Genomic DNA, 16,786 nt, shown 5'->3' with positions numbered 1-16,786 from the left:
GCTGCTGCGCCGCTGAGCCGCTCCGGGGGGTCGAGCGCTCCGCGCCGGGCGTCGGCTCAGGGCCGGGCGCGCCCCTCGAGCACCGCGCGCAGCCGCTCCAGGCGCGCCCCGATCTCCCGCTCGGCGCCCCGGTCGGTGGGCGCGTAGTAGCGCCGGCCGACGAGCGCGTCGGGCAGGTGCTGCTGCGGAGCGACCCCGTGCGGGGCGTCGTGGGCGTACACGTACCCGACGCCGTGCCCGAGCCGCGCGGACCCCGCGTAGTGGCCGTCGCGCAGGTGCGGCGGCACGACGCCGGCCCGCCCGGCGCGCACGTCGGCCACGGCGGCGTCGACGCCGAGGTAGGCCGCGTTCGACTTCGGCGCCGTCGCCAGGTGGACGACGGCCTGCGCCAGGGTGATGCGCGCCTCCGGCATCCCCAGCAGCTGGACCGCCTGGGCCGCCGCCACCGCCGTCTGCAGCGCCGTCGGGTCGGCCATGCCGACGTCCTCGCTCGCCGCCACGACGATCCGCCGGGCGATGAAGCGCGGGTCCTCCCCCGCCTCGAGCATCCGCGCCAGGTAGTGCAGCGCGGCGTCGACGTCGCTGCCCCGCATCGACTTGATGAAGGCGCTGATGACGTCGTAGTGCTGGTCGCCGTCGCGGTCGTAGCGCAGGACGGCGGCCTCGAGCGCGCGCTCGGCGTGCTCGAGGCGCAGCGGCACGGGCTCGTCGTCGGGCAGCCCGGCCTCCCAGGCGTCGGCCGCCGCCGCCCCCGCCGCCGCCTCGAGGGCCGTGAGGGCCCGCCGGGCGTCGCCCTCCGCGACCCGGACGAGGTGCTCGAGGGCGTCGTCCTCCACGGCCACCTCGCCGGCGAGGCCGCGCTCGTCGGCGAGCGCCCGCCCCAGCAGGCCGCGCACGTCGGCCGGCTCGAGCGGCTGCAGGGTGAGCAGCAGCGAGCGCGACAGCAGCGGGGAGATCACGCTGAAGCTCGGGTTCTCCGTCGTCGCGGCGACGAGCACGACGACGCCGTTCTCCACCCCCGGCAGCAGCGCGTCCTGCTGGGCCTTGGTGAAGCGGTGGATCTCGTCGAGGAAGAGGACGGTCCGCCGACGGTGGAGGTCGCGGCGCTCGCGGGCGACGTCCATGACCCGGCGGACGTCCTTGACCCCGGCGGTGATGGCGGACAGCTCCTCGAAGTCCCCGCCGCTCGCCCGGGAGACGACGTGCGCGAGCGTCGTCTTGCCCGTGCCCGGCGGCCCCCACAGCACGACGGACGTCGGCGCGGCCCGGGTCACGCGGCGCGGCGCCCCGTCGGGCGGCCGCGGGTCCGCTCCGCCCGCGGCGGAGAGGCTCTCGACGAGGCGCCGCAGCGGCGACCCCGCGCGCAGCAGGTGCTGCTGGCCCACGACCTCGTCCAGCGTCCGCGGGCGCATCCGGACGGCGAGCGGAGGGCGCGCGCCCTCGGCGGAGGGCCGGCCCGGCGCCGCGGGGGCCGCGTCGTCGTCGCTGAAGAGGTCCGGCCCGCTCACGGCGCCAGGCTAGGCGTGACGACCCTCGCTCCTCCGCCGCCCGCCCGCCTGCCGCCGGGCGTGGCGCGGTCCTCGTGCGGCCGGTGCCAGGATCGCCTCGTGCCGCACCCGCACCGCCCGTGCGCCGGAGCCCCGGAGCCCGTCGCCCTGCCCCTGGGAGCCCCGGCCGGAGACCCGTTCCTCCGCTGGCACCTCGCGCCGTCGCGCGTGCACGGCGCCTGGCGGCGGGGCGCGGCGACGGGCGTGCTCGCCGACCGTCGACGCGGCCGGTCCCTCGTCGTCCTCGGGCCCGCCGACGACGCCGTGGCCCTCGTCGCGGCGGTGCTCGACGACGCGGCCCCGGCGCTCGTGACCCTGCCCCGCGGGACCCCGGAGCTGCTGCTGGAGCAGGAGCCGGCCGTGGGTGCCCGCCTGGTCGGCGGGGACGACTGGGACTGGGCGTGGACGACGTCCGCACCGGCGGCACCCCTCCCCGGTGAGGAGGACGTCGCCGTCCTCGACGTCGGCACCCGCGAGCGGCCGGGGCCGGACGCGGCCGCGGTGGCGGACCTGCTGGCTGCGGCCAGCCCCCGCTCGTCGGTGCAGCCCGGGGACGCGCACGCGCGCGCCTGGTTCGGCCTCCGACGCGGCGACCGCGTCGTCGCGTGCGTCGCCGCGACGGGTGACGACGGCGGCCCCGCGCCGCACCTGGCGTCCGTGGCGACGCACCCCGACCTGCGGGGGCGCGGCCACGGCGCCGCCGTCACCGCGGGGGCGACCCGGCACCTCCTGCGGGAGGCGCCCGCCGTCACGCTCGGCATGTACGCCGACAACGACGTCGCCCGGCGGATGTACACGCGGCTCGGGTGGACCTGGGCCCACCGGTTCTCCTCCCGGGTCGTGCGCCCGCCGACCTCCCGGGCCCCGCCGCCTGAGGGCGCCCCCGGTCACCGCGGCCCTCGACGCAGGTCCCGTCGCGGCGCGCCGCCCGGGGCGGACGTAGCGTGAGGAGGTGACCCCTCCGGCTGAGCCGACCCCCTCCGCCCCCACCGGCGTGACCGCCCCCGTCGACGCCACCGAGCTGCTGCTCGACCCCGTCCCGCCCGCCGACCTCCCCCGCACCCTCGGCGCCCTGCGCGCGAGCGGCCACGTCCTGCGCGGCGTGCGCGAGGAGATGCGCGAGAACCTCCTCGCCGCCATGCGCGCGGGCCGCACCGCCGCCGAGCGGTTCCCCGGCGTCGTCGGCTACGAGGACACGGTCGTCCCCGAGGTCGAGCGCGCGCTGCTCGCCGGGCACGACCTCGTGCTCCTCGGCGAGCGGGGCCAGGGCAAGACGCGCCTGGCCCGCACGCTCGTCGGGCTCCTCGACGAGTGGACGCCGGTCGTCGCCGGCAGCGAGCTGCACGACCACCCCTACGCGCCCGTCTCGGCGACCGCGCGCGCCCTGGCCGCCGAGCACGGCGACGACCTCGAGGTCGGCTGGCTGCACCGCAGCTCGCGCTACACCGAGAAGCTCGCGACGCCGGACACGAGCGTCGGCGACCTCGTCGGCGACGTCGACCCCGTCAAGGTGGCGCAGGGCCGCAGCCTCGGGGACCCGGAGACCATCCACTTCGGCCTCGTGCCGCGGGCCCACCGCGGCATCTTCGTCGTCAACGAGCTGCCGGACCTGGCCGAGCGCATCCAGGTGGCGCTGCTCAACGTGCTCGAGGAGCGCGACATCCAGGTCCGCGGGTACGCCCTGCGCCTGCCGCTCGACCTCCTCGTCGTCGCGACGGCGAACCCGGAGGACTACACGAACCGCGGGCGGATCATCACGCCGCTGAAGGACCGCTTCGGCGCCGAGGTCCGCACCCACTACCCCCTCGACGTCGACGCCGAGGTGGCCCTCGTCCGGCAGGAGGCCGCGCTGGCGGCCGAGCTGCCCGACGTCCTGCTCGAGGTCCTCGTGCGCTTCACCCGCGCCGTGCGCGAGTCGCCCTCGGTGGACCAGCGCTCCGGTGTCTCGGCGCGCTTCGCCGTCGCCGCGGCCGAGACGACGGCCGCCGCCGCGCTGCGCCGCTCGGCCCTCGTGGGCGAGCAGCCCGCCGTGGCGCGCGTCGGCGACACCGAGTCGGTCGTGACGACGCTGCGCGGCAAGGTCGAGTTCGAGTCCGGCGAGGAGGGCCGCGAGCACGACGTCCTCGAGCACCTGCGGCGCACCGCCGTGGCCGAGGTGTTCCGGCGCCGCACGCGGGGGCTCGACCTGTCGGGCTTCACCTCCGTCGTCGCCGACGGCGGGACCGTCGAGACGGGCGAGCTCGTGCCCGCCGCCGACGTCCTCGCCTCGCTCGGCGCGGTGCCGGGCCTCGCGCAGGTGCTCGACGCCTTCGGCTTCGGCGACGAGCCCAGCGCCCCGCAGGCCGCCTCGGCCGTCGAGCTCGTCCTCGAGGGGCTGCACCTGCTGCGGCGCCTCGGCAAGGAGGTCGTCGAGGCTCCCGGCGGGCCCCGCACGCTCTACGGCGGCTGACCGCCGCCAGCCCGCCCCCCGGCCCGCGCCCGGACAGGTCCGCCCAGGGCCGGTCCGGGCCGGCGCCCGTCCCGCACCGCACGCCCCTCCCCCGGAGGTCCTCATGGCCCGCTTCTCCTACGGCGCGTGGGCCGGCGGCCCCGACCCGCTGGCCGGCCCGCTCGACGTCCGCGCCGCCGTCGACGCCCTCGGGCGCGAGGTCATGGAGGGCCGCAGCGTGCGCGACGCGCTGCGCGACCTCCTCGAGCGCGGCGAGGACGGGCGCCGCGGGCTGCGCGACCTCGCCGCCCGGGCGGCGCGGCGGCAGAAGGAGCTGCGGCGCTCCGGCGACCTGGCGGGGCCGCTGCAGCGCGCCCGCGAGCAGCTCGCGCAGGCCCTCGACGCCGAGCGCGAGGCCCTGGCCATGTCCGACGACGACGCCGCGCGCGAGCGCGAGCAGCGCCTCGACGACCTCCCCCGCGACACGGCCGAGGCGGTGCGCGAGCTCGAGGACGACACGTGGCGCAGCCCGGTGGCCGAGCAGCTCTACCGCCAGATCCGCGAGCAGCTGCGCGACGACGTCATGGGCGCGCAGTTCACCGGGCTGCGGGACGCGCTGGCCGCGGCGCGGGAGGCCCGCCGGGCCGCCGAGGAGGGCGGCGACGCCGAGGGGGCCCGCGCCCAGCAGGCCGCCGCGATGGCGCAGATGAAGGACATGCTCGCCGACCTCAACGCCCTGCTGGCGGCCCACGCGCGCGGCGAGGACACGACCGAGCAGTTCGAGCGGTTCATGGAGCGCCACGGCGACGCCTTCGGCGACGACCGCCCGGAGAGCGTCGAGGAGCTCGTCGACGAGCTGGCGCGCCGGCAGGCGGCCATGGACCGGATGCTCTCCTCCCTGTCGCCCCAGCAGCGCGCCGAGCTCTCCGACCTCATGGCGGACGCCCTCGGCGACGCCGGCCTCGAGGCGGAGATGGCGGCCCTCGGCGACGCGCTGCGCGCCCTGCGGCCGGGCCTCGACCGGCGCTCGCGCGAGCGCTTCACCGGTTCCGACCCGATGGGCGTCGGCGAGGCGACCGACGCCCTCGCCGAGCTCTCCGACCTCGACTCCCTCTCGCAGGCCCTGGGGCAGGACTACCCGGGGGCGACGCTCGACGACGTCGACGTGGAGGCCGTCGAGCGCCAGCTCGGCGCCGGGGCGGCGGCCGACGTCCGGGCGCTGCAGGAGCTGGACGCCGAGCTCCGCCGCCAGGGCTGGCTCTCGCGCGACGGCGCCGACGCGCTGTCCCTCACCCCGAAGGCGATGCGCCGGCTGGGGCAGACGGCCCTCGCGGCGGTCTTCTCGCGCCTGCGCGACGGGCGGCGGGGGCAGCACGACGACCGGTCGGCCGGCGCCGCCGGCGAGGCCACGGGCAGCTGGCGCGCGTGGGAGTTCGGCGACGAGCAGCCGCTCGACGCCGTCCGGACCGTGCAGCGGGCGGTGCTGCGGACGGCGGGGACGCCCGGGCGCGCGGACGGCGGCGCCGTCGCGCTGGACGTCGACGACTTCGCCGTCGTCGAGACCGAGCGCCGCACGGGCGCCGCCGTGGCGCTGTGCGTCGACCTGTCGTTCTCCATGGTCGCCGAGGGGCGCTGGGCGCCGATGAAGCAGACGGCGCTGGCGCTGTCCCACCTCATCGCGACCCGGTTCCCCGGCGACGAGCTGGAGATCATCGGCTTCGGGCGCACCGCCGAGGTCCTGACGGCGGCCGAGCTCGCCGCCGTCGAGCCGTCCGGCGTGCAGGGCACCAACCTCCAGCACGCCCTCGCGCTGGCGCGGCGGCACGTCGGCCGGCACCCCGGTCTGGACCCCGTCGTCCTCGTCGTCACCGACGGCGAGCCGACGGCGCACCTCGAGGACGGCGAGGCCGTGTTCTGGTGGCCGAGCCTGCCCGAGACCATCGAGGCGACCGTCCACGAGGTCGACGCGCTCACCCGCATGCGGACGCCGATCAGCACCTTCGTCCTCGGCGACGACCCGGGCCTGCGCCGCTTCGTCGACGCCCTCGCCCGCCGCAACGGCGGCCGCGTGCTGGCGCCGTCGACCGACCGGCTCGGCGAGTACGTCGTCAGCGACTACCTCGACGCCCGCGCCGCCCGCGGCTGACGTCGCCGCGTCGACGCCGACTCCTCGGGCGAACAGGCGACGACTCGCCCCCCGAGAGCCCCCTCCCGGGGCGATCAGGCGACGACTCGCCCCCAGGAGCGCCCCTCCCGGGGCGAACAGGCGACGACTCGCCCCCAGGAGCGCCCCTCCCGGGGGCGAACAGGCGACGACTCGCCCCCGAGAGCCCCCTGCGGGGGCGAACAGGCGACGACTCGCCCTCGGGGTCAGGCGTTGCGCTCGTCGCGCCAGGCGAGCCAGTCGCGCAGGGGGCCGAGGTCGTAGTCGGGTCCGCCGGTGCTGACGGTGAAGAGCGTGACGCCGGCGGCGAGCATCGCGTCGCCGACGGCGGACGGGTCGCCCTCCACCCCGGCGGAGCGCTCGACCTCCCGCGGGTCGCGGCCGAGGTCGCGGCAGTAGCCGTCGAGGATCGCGCCCTTGCGCTGGACCGTCTCGGCGTCGCCGAAGGCGTGCCAGATGTCGGCGTGGCGGGCGACGAGCGGCAGGGTCTTCTTCTCGCCGCTGCCGCCGACCATGACGGGGATGTCGCGGACGGGGGCCGGGTTGAGCTTCGCCCAGCGCGCCTCGATGCGCGGCAGGGCCTCGCCCAGGTCGCCGATGCGGGCACCGGCGGTGCGGAAGTCGTAGCCGTACTCGTCGTAGTCGCGCTCGAACCAGCCGGCGCCGATGCCGAGGACGAGCCGTCCGTCGCTGACGTGGTCGACCGTGCGGGCCATGTCGGCGAGCAGGTCGGGGTTCCGGTAGGAGTTGCAGCTGACGAGCGCGCCGATCTCCACGCGCTCGGTGGCCTCGGCCCAGGCGCCGAGCATGGTCCAGCACTCGAAGTGCTTGCCGTCGGGCTCGCCGTAGAGCGGGAAGAAGTGGTCCCAGTTCATCACCAGGTCGACGCCGGTCTCCTCGGCGGCGGCGACGGCACGGCGGATCTGGGCGTAGTCGGCGTGCTGCGGCTGGATCTGCACGCCGACGCGCACGGGGCGGGCGGCGTCCGGGGTCTGGCCGGTCTCGGCGGTGGTCACGCCCGGAGACTACGAGCGCGGCACCCCCGACGGGGCGAGCCGTCGGGACCGGTCAGGAGGCGCTGCGGCGGCGGGCGCGCAGCAGCTCGACGGCGAAGGGCAGGAGCGACACGACGACCACGACGGCGATGACCGGCAGCAGGTAGGTGTCGATGCCCGGGATGCGCGCGCCGAGCTCGTGGCCCACGAGGATGAGACCCACGGACCAGACGAGCCCGCCCGCGGCCTGCCACAGCGTGAAGGAGCCGGCGCGCATGCCGACGGCGCCGGCGAGCGGGTTCATGAGGGTGCGCACCACGGGGATGAAGCGCGCGAGGACGACCGCCTTGCCGTAGCCGTAGCGCTCGAGGACCCCCTCGGCGCGTCGCACCCCCGCCTGCAGGCGCGGACGGTCGGGGCGGTCCAGCAGCGGCGGTCCCGCGCGACGGCCGATGAGGTACCCGACCTCCGCGCCGGCGAGCGCCCCGGCCGCGGCGGCCGCCATCGCCGCACCGAGCGGCAGGTGGGCGGCGTCGCTCGCCGACGTCGCCGTGAGGATGCCCGCGGAGAACAGCAGGGAGTCGCCCGGCAGGAAGAAGCCGACGAGCAGTCCCGTCTCGGCGAAGAGGACGGCGAAGAGCCCCACCAGCCCGGAGGTCGCGAGCAGGTGCTGCGGGTCGAGGAGGCTCACGGCGCCATCCTGGCCCACCCGTCACCGGGTCGCCCGGGAGCGGGCTGGGTGCGGCCCTAGAGCCGGCCCTGCTCCAGCCGCGTGAAGACCGGCGAGTAGACGGCCTCTCCCACGGGGGCGTCGGCAGCCAGCCGCCGCGCCATGAACTCCGGCCCGGCGTAGGGCCCGGTGATGCCGAGCTCCGAGGCCGGCTCGAAGCGGAAGCGCCCGTAGAAGGCCGGGTCTCCGAGGACGAGCACGAGGGTCTCCCCCGCCACCGTGGCCTCGGCGAGCACGCGCTCGACGAGCTGGCGCCCGACGCCGGAGCTCTGGTGGTCCGGGTGCACCGACACGGGCGCCAGCGCGAGGGCCGGCGCCTGCCCGACGTGGATGCGGCTGGCCAGCACGTGCCCGACGACGTCGCCGTCGTCGACCGCCACGAGGCTGTACCGGGCGAGGTAGGCGCCCGGCTCCAGCCGCAGCTCGTGCACGAAGGCCGCCTCGGGCCCCGGCTGCGCGCCCGCCCCCGTGAAGGCGGCGGTGACGACGGCGGCGACGGCGGTCTCGTCCTCGGGCCCCTCGGGGCGGACGACGACGGTCACGACGTGCCGCCGCGCTCGGGCGCCGTCGGCGGCTCGCCGGGGCCGGGCTGGGGCTTCGCGTCCACCCCGGCCTCCTTGCGCTGCTCGGCGGTGATGGGCGCCGGCGCCGCCGTGAGCGGGTCGTAGCCGCCGCCGCTCTTGGGGAAGGCGATGACCTCGCGGATGGAGTCGACGCCCGCGAGCAGCGCGCAGATGCGGTCCCAGCCGAGCGCGATGCCGCCGTGCGGCGGGGCGCCGTAGGCGAAGGCGTCGAGGAGGAAGCCGAACTTGGCCCGCGCGTCCTCCTCGGCCAGGCCCATGACGGCGAAGACCCGCTCCTGCACGGACCGCGAGTGGATGCGGATGGACCCGCCGCCGATCTCGTTGCCGTTGCAGACGATGTCGTAGGCCTGCGAGAGCGCGGCGCCCGGGTCCTCCTCGAAGCGGTCGACCCACTCGGGGGTCGGCGCGGTGAAGGCGTGGTGCACCGCCGTCCACGCCCCCGAGCCGACGGCGACGTCCCCGGAGGCCGTCGCGTCGTCGGCGGGCTCGAACAGCGGGGCGTCGACGACCCAGACGAAGGCCCACGCGCTCTCGTCGACGGCCCCGGTGCGGCGGCCGACCTCGAGACGGGCGGCGCCGAGCAGCCCGCGGGCGGAGAACGCCGGCCCGGCGGCGAAGAAGACGCAGTCGCCGGGGCTCGCCCCGACGTGGGCCGCGAGCCCCGCGCGCTCGGCCTCGGAGAGGTTCTTGGCCACGGGGCCGCCGAGCTCGCCGTCCTCGCCGACGAGGACGTAGGCGAGGCCGCGGTGCCCGCGCTGCTTGGCCCACTCCTGCCAGGCGTCGAGCTGCTTGCGGGGCTGGCTCGCCCCGCCCGGCATGACGACCGCGCCGACGTAGGGCGCTTGGAAGACGCGGAAGGGCGTCTCGCGGAAGTAGTCGGTGCACTCGACGAGCTCGAGCCCGAAGCGCAGGTCGGGCTTGTCGCTGCCGTAGCGCGCCATGGCCTCGGCGTACGTCATCCGCGGGATCGGGCCCCCGATCTCGTGCCCGGCCGTGCGCCACAGCGCGGTGAGCAGCTCCTCGGTGAGCGCGATGACGTCCTCGGCGTCGACGAAGCTCATCTCGACGTCGAGCTGGGTGAACTCCGGCTGCCGGTCGGCGCGGAAGTCCTCGTCGCGGTAGCAGCGGGCGAGCTGGTAGTAGCGCTCCACTCCGCCGACCATGAGCAGCTGCTTGAACAGCTGCGGGCTCTGCGGCAGCGCGTACCAGCTGCCGGGCTGCAGCCGCGCCGGCACGAGGAAGTCGCGGGCGCCCTCGGGGGTGGAGCGGGTGAGCGTCGGGGTCTCGACCTCGGTGAAGCCGTGGCCGTCGAGGACGCCGCGGGCGGCCCGGTTGACGGCGCTGCGCAGCCGCAGCGCCGCGGCGGGGCCGGAGCGGCGCAGGTCGAGGTAGCGGTGCTTGAGGCGCACCTCCTCGCCGACCTCCCCCGAGCCGGAGGCCTCGACGGGGAAGGGCAGGGGGTCGGCCGTCGAGAGCACGACCAGCTCGGACGCCACGACCTCGACCTCGCCCGTGGGCAGGTCGGGGTTCTCGTTGCCCGCGGGACGCCGGCGCACCGCGCCCGTGACCTGCACGACGTACTCGCTGCGCAGGTCGTGCGCGCCGGAGGACTCGAGCAGCTCGTCGCGGACGACGACCTGGACGACGCCCGAGGCGTCGCGCAGGTCGAGGAAGGCCACCCCGCCGTGGTCGCGGCGCCGGGCCACCCAGCCCGCCAGCGTCACGGTCGCCGCGTCGGGCGCCGTCCCCTCGGCGGCGGGGGCGTCGGCGGCGTGGTCGGCGCGCAGAGTGCCGGCCTCGTGGGTGCGGAGCACGGTGGGTCCTCTCACGTGGTGTCCCCGGCGGTCGGGCGGCCGGGCTGGGTGTCGCGCCCGCGGCCGCCGGTGCAGCACCGGCGCCCGCCGACGGGCGCGGCGATCCTACGGGCGAGGTGCGACGACGGCCCGCGCCGCCGAGCATGGCCCCCGACCGGCGGCGCCGCCCCGAGCGGCCGCCGCACGCCCCGCGAGGAGGAGACCACCGTGAGCGACCCGACCACCGGCCGAGGCCCGATCGACCCCTACGAGCACCTGCCGCAGGTGCCGTCGTTCTCCGTGACCAGCGAGGACGTCGCCGAGGGCGAGCGCCTCGCCGACCGGCACGCCAGCGGGGCCTTCGGCGTCGAGGGGGGCGAGGACGTCTCCCCGCAGCTGTCGTGGTCGGGCGCGCCGGAGGGCACGAAGAGCTTCGCCGTCACCGTCTACGACCCCGACGCGCCGACGGCGTCCGGCTTCTGGCACTGGGCCGTCGCCGACCTGCCCGCCTCCACGACGTCGCTCCTCCGCGGCGCGGCGACGAGCGGCCTGCCCGAGGGCGCCGTCCAGCTGCGCAACGACGGCGGCTTCGCCGGGTTCGTCGGCGCCGCGCCGCCGCCCGGGCACCGCACGCACCACTACTGGGTCGTCGTCCACGCCGTCGACGTCGAGAGCCTCGGCCTCGACGCCGACGCCCCGCCCGCGCAGCTGGGCTTCAACCTCTTCTCGCACACGCTCGCCCGGGCGACGCTCGTCGCGACGTACGACCTGCCGGCCCAGGACGGCTGACCAGCCCCCCTCCACCAAGGCCGTCCCCACCTGCGTCACGGGTCGAACATGTGTTCGACCCGTGACGTAGGCTGGGGCCCATGTCGCTGACGACGCAGCCGTCCCTCCTCGACGACGTCGCGGAGGACGCCGGGCCCCGCCTCGGCGAGCTGACCGAGGGGCTCGTGCGGCACGAGCTCTCCAGAGGCGCCTGGGTGGACGTCCGCCCGGGCTGGGTCGAGTCGTCGGGCGCGCTCTTCGAGCACCTGCTCACCGCGGTGCCGTGGCGCGCCGAGCGCCGGCAGATGTACGAGCGCGAGGTCGACGTGCCCCGCCTGCTCTGCTTCTACGGCGAGGAGGCGCTCCTGCCCCACCCCCTGCTCGCCCGTGCGCGCGACGCCCTCTCGGCGCATTACCTCCCCGAGCTCGGCGAGCCCCTGCGCACCGCGGGCCTGTGCCTGTACCGGGACGGGCGCGACGGCGTCGCGTGGCACGGCGACCGGCTGGGGCGCTCGAGCCGCGAGGACACCGTCGTCGCGATCCTGTCGCTGGGCGCCCCGCGCCCCCTCGTGCTGCGCCCGCGCGGCGGCGGCCCGACGGCGCTGCGCGTCCCCGTGGGCCACGGCGACCTCCTCGTCATGGGCGGCTCGTGCCAGCGCACGTGGGAGCACGCCGTCCCCAAGACGAGCCGGCCGGTCGGGCCCCGCGTCAGCGTCCAGCTGCGCCCGCGCGGCGTGCGCTGAGGAGGTCGCGGCGCGGGCCGGACCTGCGCCCCGCCGGCCTCAGAGGGCGAGGGGCAGCTGCTCGGGCTCCGCGGCGGCGACCTGCGGTCGGCGACCCGCCCCCGTCGGCAGGCTGCCGGCGGGGAAGGCGCCCTCGTCGTCGCCGGGGACGCCGCGGGCGACCCCGCCGCGCTGGCGGTCGAGGCCGTGGTGGGCCAGCAGCGGCGCCAGCCGCTCCTGCAGCCACGACCGGTAGTGCGGCGGGACGTAGGCGCCGCGGCCGTAGAGGCGGGCGTAGCGCGGCACGAGCCGCGGGTGCGTGCGCTCGAGCCACGCCCAGAACCACTCCCGCGCGCCGGGTCGCAGGTGCAGCGGCAGCACGGTGACGCCCGTCGCGCCCGCCGCCGCGACCCGCCCGAGGGCCTCGTCGAGGTGCTCGACGGTGTCGGTCAGCCACGGGAGCACCGGGGCGACGAAGACGCCGCACGGCAACCCGGCGTCGCGGACGCGGCGCACGAGCTCGAGCCGCGCGCGGGGCGAGGGCGTCCCGGGCTCGAGCGCCTGGTGGAGGTCGTCGTCCCAGATGGCCAGGGACACGCCGATCCCGACGGGCACCTGCCCGGCGGCCCGGGCGAGCTGCGGCAGGTCGCGCGCCAGCAGCGTCCCCTTCGTCAGCACGGAGAACGGCGTGCCGGAGGACGCGAGCGCCTCGATGACGCCCGGCATGAGCCGGTAGCGCCCCTCCGCCCGCTGGTAGGGGTCGGTGTTCGTGCCGAGCGCCACGTGCTCGCGCTCCCACGACGCCCGGCCGAGCTCGCGGCGCAGCACCTCGGCGACGTTCGTCTTGACGACGACCTCGCGGTCGAAGCCCTCGCCGGTGTCGAGGTCGAGGTAGGCGTGGGTGCCCCGGGCGAAGCAGTAGACGCACGCGTGGCTGCAGCCGCGGTAGGGGTTGACCGTCCACCGGAACGGCATGGCCGACCCCGCCGGCACCGCGTTGAGGGCGCTGCGGGCGCGCACCTCGTGGAAGGTGACGCCCGCGAACTCCGGCGTCCGCACGGTGCGCTGGAGCCCCGGGATGCTCGCCGCCGCCAGCCCGGGCAGCGCCCCGTCGTCGACCGCGGCCAGCGTCTGCGTCTGCCACCTCACAGCGGTGAGTCGAACACCTGTCCGACGAGGCGTCAAGCGCCCGGCGTCGCCGCGCGTCTCGTCGGCGCGCTCGGATGGTGCAGTGGTCCAGCGCTCGGGCGAGGCGGCGACCGGCGCCACGAGCGCGGACCTCGAGGGCGACGAGGCGGCGCGTCGCCCCGCGAGGTCCGCGCTCCCGCCGCCCTCACGGCGCCTCGGCCCGCGAGGTCCGCGCTAGGGGCGTGGAGGGCGAGCAGGCGACGACTCGCCCTCCCGACCACCGCCCCGAGGGCGAACAGGCGACGAGTCGCCCTCCCGGGCCCGTCCCTCAGGGCGGACGGCGACGACCCGCCGTCAGGCGGTGGGCTCGTGCCAGGCGACGGTCGGGCGGGCGTCCTCGGCGGGCGGCGCCCACGTCGCCGGGTCCGCGGGCCCCTGGTCGCCGGAGCGGATGTCCTTGACCTCGTGCGAGCCGTCCTCCTGGGGGAACCACACGAAGGGGATGGAGCGGCGGTCGGCGTAGCGGATCTGCTTGCCGAAGCGCGCGGCCGACGGCGCCACCTCGGTGGCGACGCCGCGGGCCCGCAGCGCGGCGGCGACGGCGGCCGAGGCCCCGCGGTGCTCCTCGTCCGCGACGGCGACGAGCACGGCCGTCGGCGTCGGCCGCGAGGCGCGCAGCAGCCCCCGCTGCAGGAGCGGCACGAGGGTGCGCGTGACCCCGAGCGAGAGCCCGACGCCCGGGTAGGTCGTCCGGCCGTCGTCGGCGAGGGCGTCGTAGCGGCCGCCCGAGCAGATCGAGCCGAGGTGCTCGTAGCCCGTCATCCGGCTCTCGTAGACGGTGCCCGTGTAGTAGTCGAGACCACGGGTGATGGACAGGTCGGCGACGACCCGGAAGGAGCCGCCACCGACGGCCCCCGTGGCGGCGACGACGGCGGCCAGCTCGTCGAGGCCCTGGTCGAGCAGCTCGTCGCGGACGCCCAGCCCGCGGACCTCGTCGACGAAGCCGGTGCTGCCGGGCTCGGCGCGCAGCGTCGCCAGCGCCAGGCAGGCGTCCGCCTCCCGCTCCCCCAGCCCGACGCCGTCGACGAGGGAGGCGCGCACCCGCTCGGGCGAGGTCTTGTCGAGCTTGTCGACCTCGCGCATCACCGCGGCCGTGTCCGCGAGCCCGAGGCCGCGGTAGAAGCCCTCGACGAGGCGCCGGTTGTTGACCTGCATGACGACGGGCGGCAGCGGGAGGCGGGCGAAGGCGTCGGCCATGACGAGCGGCAGCTCGGCCTCGTGGTGCGGCGCCAGCGAGCCGGCGTCGACGACGTCGACGTCCGCCTGGCGGAACTCGCGGAACCGGCCCTCCTGCGGCCGCTCCCCGCGCCAGACCTTCTGCACCTGGTACCGGCGGAAGGGGAAGGCCAGCTTCCCGGCGTTCTCGAGCACGTAGCGCGCGAAGGGCACTGTGAGGTCGTAGTGCAGCGCGAGGACGTCGTCCCCGCCCGCCCCTGCGGCCGCGCCGTCCTCGGCGACCTCCGCGAGCCGGCGGACGGCGTAGACCTCCTTGTCGATCTCGCCCTTGCGCAGCAGGACCGACAGGGGCTCGACCGCCCGCGTCTCGACGCCGGCGAAGCCGTGCAGCTCGAAGACCTCGCGCAGCACGTCGAGGACGTGCTCCTCGACGACCCGCTCCTCCGGGAGGAGCTCGGGGAAGCCCGACAGGGGTCGGGGGGTGCGCGCGGCCATCAGGGGCTCTCCAGGAGGTCGGGGTCGAGCAGGTACGGGTTCGTGGCGCGCTCGCGCGCGACGGTCGACGCCGGGCCGTGGCCGGGCACGACGAGCGCGTGGTCGGGCAGCGCCAGGACGACGTCGCGCAGCGTGGCGCGCATGGCGGCGCCGTCGCCGCCGGGCAGGTCGGTGCGGCCCACGGAGCCGGCGAAGAGGACGTCGCCGGTCATCACCGTGCTCCGCACCTGCCCGGCGACCGCCGGGGAGCCGGCGGGCAGCCCGTCGGCGGCGGACCAGGAGCCGTCGTCGGGCACGTCGTCGACGACGAGGAGGGTCGAGCCCTCCGTGTGGCCGGGGGCGGCCACCGCGCGGACGCGCAGCGACCCCGCGACGACCTCGTCGCCGCCGGCGAGCCCGCGCACCGACGCCGGGCGCCGCCACGCGAAGCCGGGGACCTGCGCCAGCAGCGCCGCGCGCAGCTGCGGCCCGAGCCCCTCGAGCGGGTCCTCGAGGCGGTGGACGTCGGCGGCGCCCAGCAGCACCGGCGCGCCCGCGGGGTCGGCGACGGCGGCGGCCTCCGCGACGTGGTCGAGGTGCCCGTGGGTGGCGACGACGGCGACCGGGCGCAGGTGCAGCCGCTCGAGCAGCGGGAGGAGGCGGTCGACGACGCCGATGCCCGGGTCCACCACGAGGCACTCCCCCGGCGACCCCGTCGTGCCGGCCCGGGCGGCCAGGACGGTGGTGTTGGTGCCCAGCACGCGGGCCGGGACGCTGCGCAGGAGCACCGGGGGAGCCTACCGACGCCCCGTCCGCGCATAGACTCGCCGCCGTCCGCCACGGGCCGCCGCCGCTCCCGTCCCGGGGAGGGCGCGCCACGGCGGCAGGCCCGGCGGGAGGTCGACGAGCGGAGGTCCATCGGTGGCGCCCAGCAAGCGCGAGCGCGACGACGCACGACGTCGCTACGCGGAGCACCTGCGACGCCAGGAGCAGCAGGCGGCCGCGCGCCGACGGCGGAACCGCGTCCTCGTCCTCGTCGGCGCCGTCTTCGCCGTCGCCCTCGTCGCCGCCGGCGTGGTCACGGCCGTCACGGGCGGCGACGACACGACCGAGGCCTCCGGGCCCTGCCCGACCCCGACCTCCGGCGCCGTCGCCGACCCGCCGCAGTTCGACGCCGCCCCTGCGCCCGGCTCGAGCGACGCCACCTCGGCGGTCATCGCGACGACGTGCGGCGACATCACCGTCGAGCTCCTGCCCGACGCCGCCCCGCAGGCGGTCGCGAGCTTCGCCTTCCTGGCCGACGAGGGCTTCTTCGCCGGCACGCCGTGCCACCGGCTCGTGACGTCGGGCATCTTCGTGCTCCAGTGCGGCGACCCGACGGGCACCGGCACGGGCGGGCCCGGGTACAGCTTCGGCCCCGTGGAGAACGCCCCCGCCGACGACGTCTACCCCGCCGGCACGCTCGCCATGGCCCGCCAGGGCGGGGACGGCGACAGCAACGGCAGCCAGTTCTTCCTCGTCTACGAGGACTCGTCGATCCCCTCGGACGCCGGGGGCGGGTACACCGTCTTCGGCCGCGTGACCGAGGGGCTCGACGTCGTGCAGACCATCGCCGAGGGCGGCACCGCCGCCGACGGGGTCGCGCCCGCGCGCCCCATCAGCATCGAGGGAGTGACGACGCAGTGAGCGACCCCGTGAGCGCCCCGCGCGAGGACGAGGCCCGTCCGGAGACGGCGGCGCCCGAGACGACCACCCCGGAGGTCGCCGTCGAGGCGGCCCCCGACGCCGACGCCGACGCGGGCGCGCCCGCGACGGACGGTCCGGCGAGCGACGAGCAGCCGGCGGACGGGGAGGACGCGGGCGCGGCGGTCGAGCCGACCACCCCGGTGACGACGGCGGAGGACGTCGCCCGTGACGCAGCCGGGCTCGACCCGGAGGGTGCGGTGGACGCCCCCCGCGCCGAGGGCACCTCCTCGCCCGAGGACGCGGGCCCGGTGACGGAGGCGGCCGTGCCCTCGGACGACGCCGTGGCGGTGGGCAGCACGGCGGACGAGGTCGTCAGCGACCCCGTCGCCGACGCCGACCCCGGCGACACCCCTGCCGCCACCTCGGGCGGCACCCTCGACGACACCCCGGACGCCGGCACGACGCCGTCGGCCGACGCGGAGCCCGCGGCCGACGCGGAGCCCGCGACGGGCGCCGGGGCCGCACCGGCAC

Annotated in this window: 14 protein-coding genes and 1 pseudogene; 7 read left to right on the top strand and 8 right to left on the bottom strand. The window is 77.4% G+C overall.

The features are described 5' to 3' along the window. Positions 1–56: 56 nt before the first annotated feature. Complete coding sequence (locus HLB09_RS04545; RefSeq protein WP_171202219.1) at positions 57–1,412, bottom strand: replication-associated recombination protein A; 1,356 nt, start codon at positions 1,410–1,412, stop codon at positions 57–59. Between the two features lie 195 nt (positions 1,413–1,607). Between HLB09_RS04545 and HLB09_RS19760 the strand changes: the two genes are divergently transcribed. From HLB09_RS19760 to HLB09_RS04530, 3 genes are all read left to right on the top strand, one after another. Continuing rightward, positions 1,608–2,495, top strand: coding sequence for a GNAT family N-acetyltransferase (locus HLB09_RS19760; protein WP_171202216.1), 888 nt, complete (start codon positions 1,608–1,610; stop codon positions 2,493–2,495). Between the two features lie 46 nt (positions 2,496–2,541). Beyond that, positions 2,542–3,996 (top strand): sigma 54-interacting transcriptional regulator, encoded by a 1,455-nt coding sequence (locus HLB09_RS04535; protein ID WP_409372978.1) that lies wholly within the window; start codon positions 2,542–2,544, stop codon positions 3,994–3,996. A gap of 103 nt (positions 3,997–4,099) precedes the next feature. Beyond that, positions 4,100–6,121 (top strand): VWA domain-containing protein, encoded by a 2,022-nt coding sequence (locus HLB09_RS04530; RefSeq protein WP_171202215.1) that lies wholly within the window; start codon positions 4,100–4,102, stop codon positions 6,119–6,121. Between the two features lie 224 nt (positions 6,122–6,345). Here HLB09_RS04530 and HLB09_RS04525 read toward each other — a convergent pair whose 3' ends face one another. From HLB09_RS04525 to aspS, 4 genes are read right to left on the bottom strand one after another with little or no spacing between them, the layout of a single operon-like run. Next, a complete protein-coding gene (locus HLB09_RS04525; RefSeq protein WP_171202214.1) occupies positions 6,346–7,155 on the bottom strand; it encodes an LLM class F420-dependent oxidoreductase in 810 nt (269 codons plus the stop codon). Between the two features lie 52 nt (positions 7,156–7,207). Beyond that, positions 7,208–7,825: a DedA family protein gene (locus HLB09_RS04520; RefSeq protein ID WP_171202213.1), complete on the bottom strand. Its 618-nt coding sequence runs from the start codon at positions 7,823–7,825 to the stop codon at positions 7,208–7,210. A 56-nt stretch (positions 7,826–7,881) separates the two neighbouring features. Next, a complete protein-coding gene (locus HLB09_RS04515; RefSeq protein WP_171202212.1) occupies positions 7,882–8,406 on the bottom strand; it encodes a GNAT family N-acetyltransferase in 525 nt (174 codons plus the stop codon). Further along, the gene (gene aspS / locus HLB09_RS04510; protein WP_171202211.1) at positions 8,403–10,262 is read right to left on the bottom strand and encodes an aspartate--tRNA ligase; all 1,860 of its coding nucleotides are present in this window, start codon (positions 10,260–10,262) and stop codon (positions 8,403–8,405) included. Before aspS ends, HLB09_RS04515 begins: the two co-directional genes overlap by 4 nt. Before the next feature lie 207 nt (positions 10,263–10,469). On the opposite strand from aspS, the gene HLB09_RS04505 reads away from it, so the two are divergent. Beyond that, positions 10,470–11,030, top strand: a complete 561-nt coding sequence (locus HLB09_RS04505; protein ID WP_212770551.1) for a YbhB/YbcL family Raf kinase inhibitor-like protein — start codon at positions 10,470–10,472, stop codon at positions 11,028–11,030. Between the two features lie 80 nt (positions 11,031–11,110). Beyond that, positions 11,111–11,752, top strand: a complete 642-nt coding sequence (locus HLB09_RS04500; protein ID WP_171202210.1) for an alpha-ketoglutarate-dependent dioxygenase AlkB — start codon at positions 11,111–11,113, stop codon at positions 11,750–11,752. Positions 11,753–11,791: 39 nt separating this feature from the next. Here the strand turns inward: HLB09_RS04500 and HLB09_RS04495 are convergent, their stop codons facing one another. The 3 genes from HLB09_RS04495 to HLB09_RS04485 all read right to left on the bottom strand — a co-directional run bounded on the left by HLB09_RS04495 (position 11,792) and on the right by HLB09_RS04485 (position 15,357). After that, the gene (locus HLB09_RS04495) at positions 11,792–12,880 is read right to left on the bottom strand and encodes an Rv2578c family radical SAM protein (protein WP_171202209.1); all 1,089 of its coding nucleotides are present in this window, start codon (positions 12,878–12,880) and stop codon (positions 11,792–11,794) included. A 333-nt stretch (positions 12,881–13,213) separates the two neighbouring features. After that, positions 13,214–14,590, bottom strand: coding sequence for a histidine--tRNA ligase (hisS, locus tag HLB09_RS04490; protein WP_171202208.1), 1,377 nt, complete (start codon positions 14,588–14,590; stop codon positions 13,214–13,216). Continuing rightward, positions 14,590–15,357 (bottom strand): MBL fold metallo-hydrolase, encoded by a 768-nt coding sequence (locus HLB09_RS04485; RefSeq protein ID WP_171202207.1) that lies wholly within the window; start codon positions 15,355–15,357, stop codon positions 14,590–14,592. Before HLB09_RS04485 ends, hisS begins: the two co-directional genes overlap by 1 nt. A 133-nt stretch (positions 15,358–15,490) precedes the next feature. Between HLB09_RS04485 and HLB09_RS19145 the strand changes: the two genes are divergently transcribed. Both HLB09_RS19145 and HLB09_RS04475 read left to right on the top strand, forming a co-directional pair. Next, positions 15,491–16,255, top strand: coding sequence for a peptidylprolyl isomerase (locus tag HLB09_RS19145; RefSeq protein WP_171202206.1), 765 nt, complete (start codon positions 15,491–15,493; stop codon positions 16,253–16,255). A gap of 8 nt (positions 16,256–16,263) precedes the next feature. Next, positions 16,264–16,786, top strand: a pseudogene (locus HLB09_RS04475) (hypothetical protein); the annotation flags it as partial.

It is taken from the genome of Pseudokineococcus marinus (assembly GCF_013004605.1).
Taxonomy (GTDB): domain Bacteria; phylum Actinomycetota; class Actinomycetes; order Actinomycetales; family Quadrisphaeraceae; genus Pseudokineococcus; species Pseudokineococcus marinus.
The sequence above is the reverse complement of the archived record's forward strand: the minus strand, read 5'-3'. Positions and strand labels throughout refer to the sequence as shown.

Bases quoted from the DNA above. Each gene is read 5' to 3' on its own strand.
- HLB09_RS04500 (WP_171202210.1), top strand. From the start codon at position 11,111: ATGTCGCTGACGACGCAGCCGTCCCTCCTCGACGACGTCGCGGAGGAC.
- hisS (WP_171202208.1), bottom strand. From the start codon at position 14,590: ATGGCCGCGCGCACCCCCCGACCCCTGTCGGGCTTCCCCGAGCTCCTC.
- HLB09_RS04545 (WP_171202219.1), bottom strand. From the start codon at position 1,412: ATGCGCCCGCGGACGCTGGACGAGGTCGTGGGCCAGCAGCACCTGCTG.
- HLB09_RS04530 (WP_171202215.1), top strand. From the start codon at position 4,100: ATGGCCCGCTTCTCCTACGGCGCGTGGGCCGGCGGCCCCGACCCGCTG.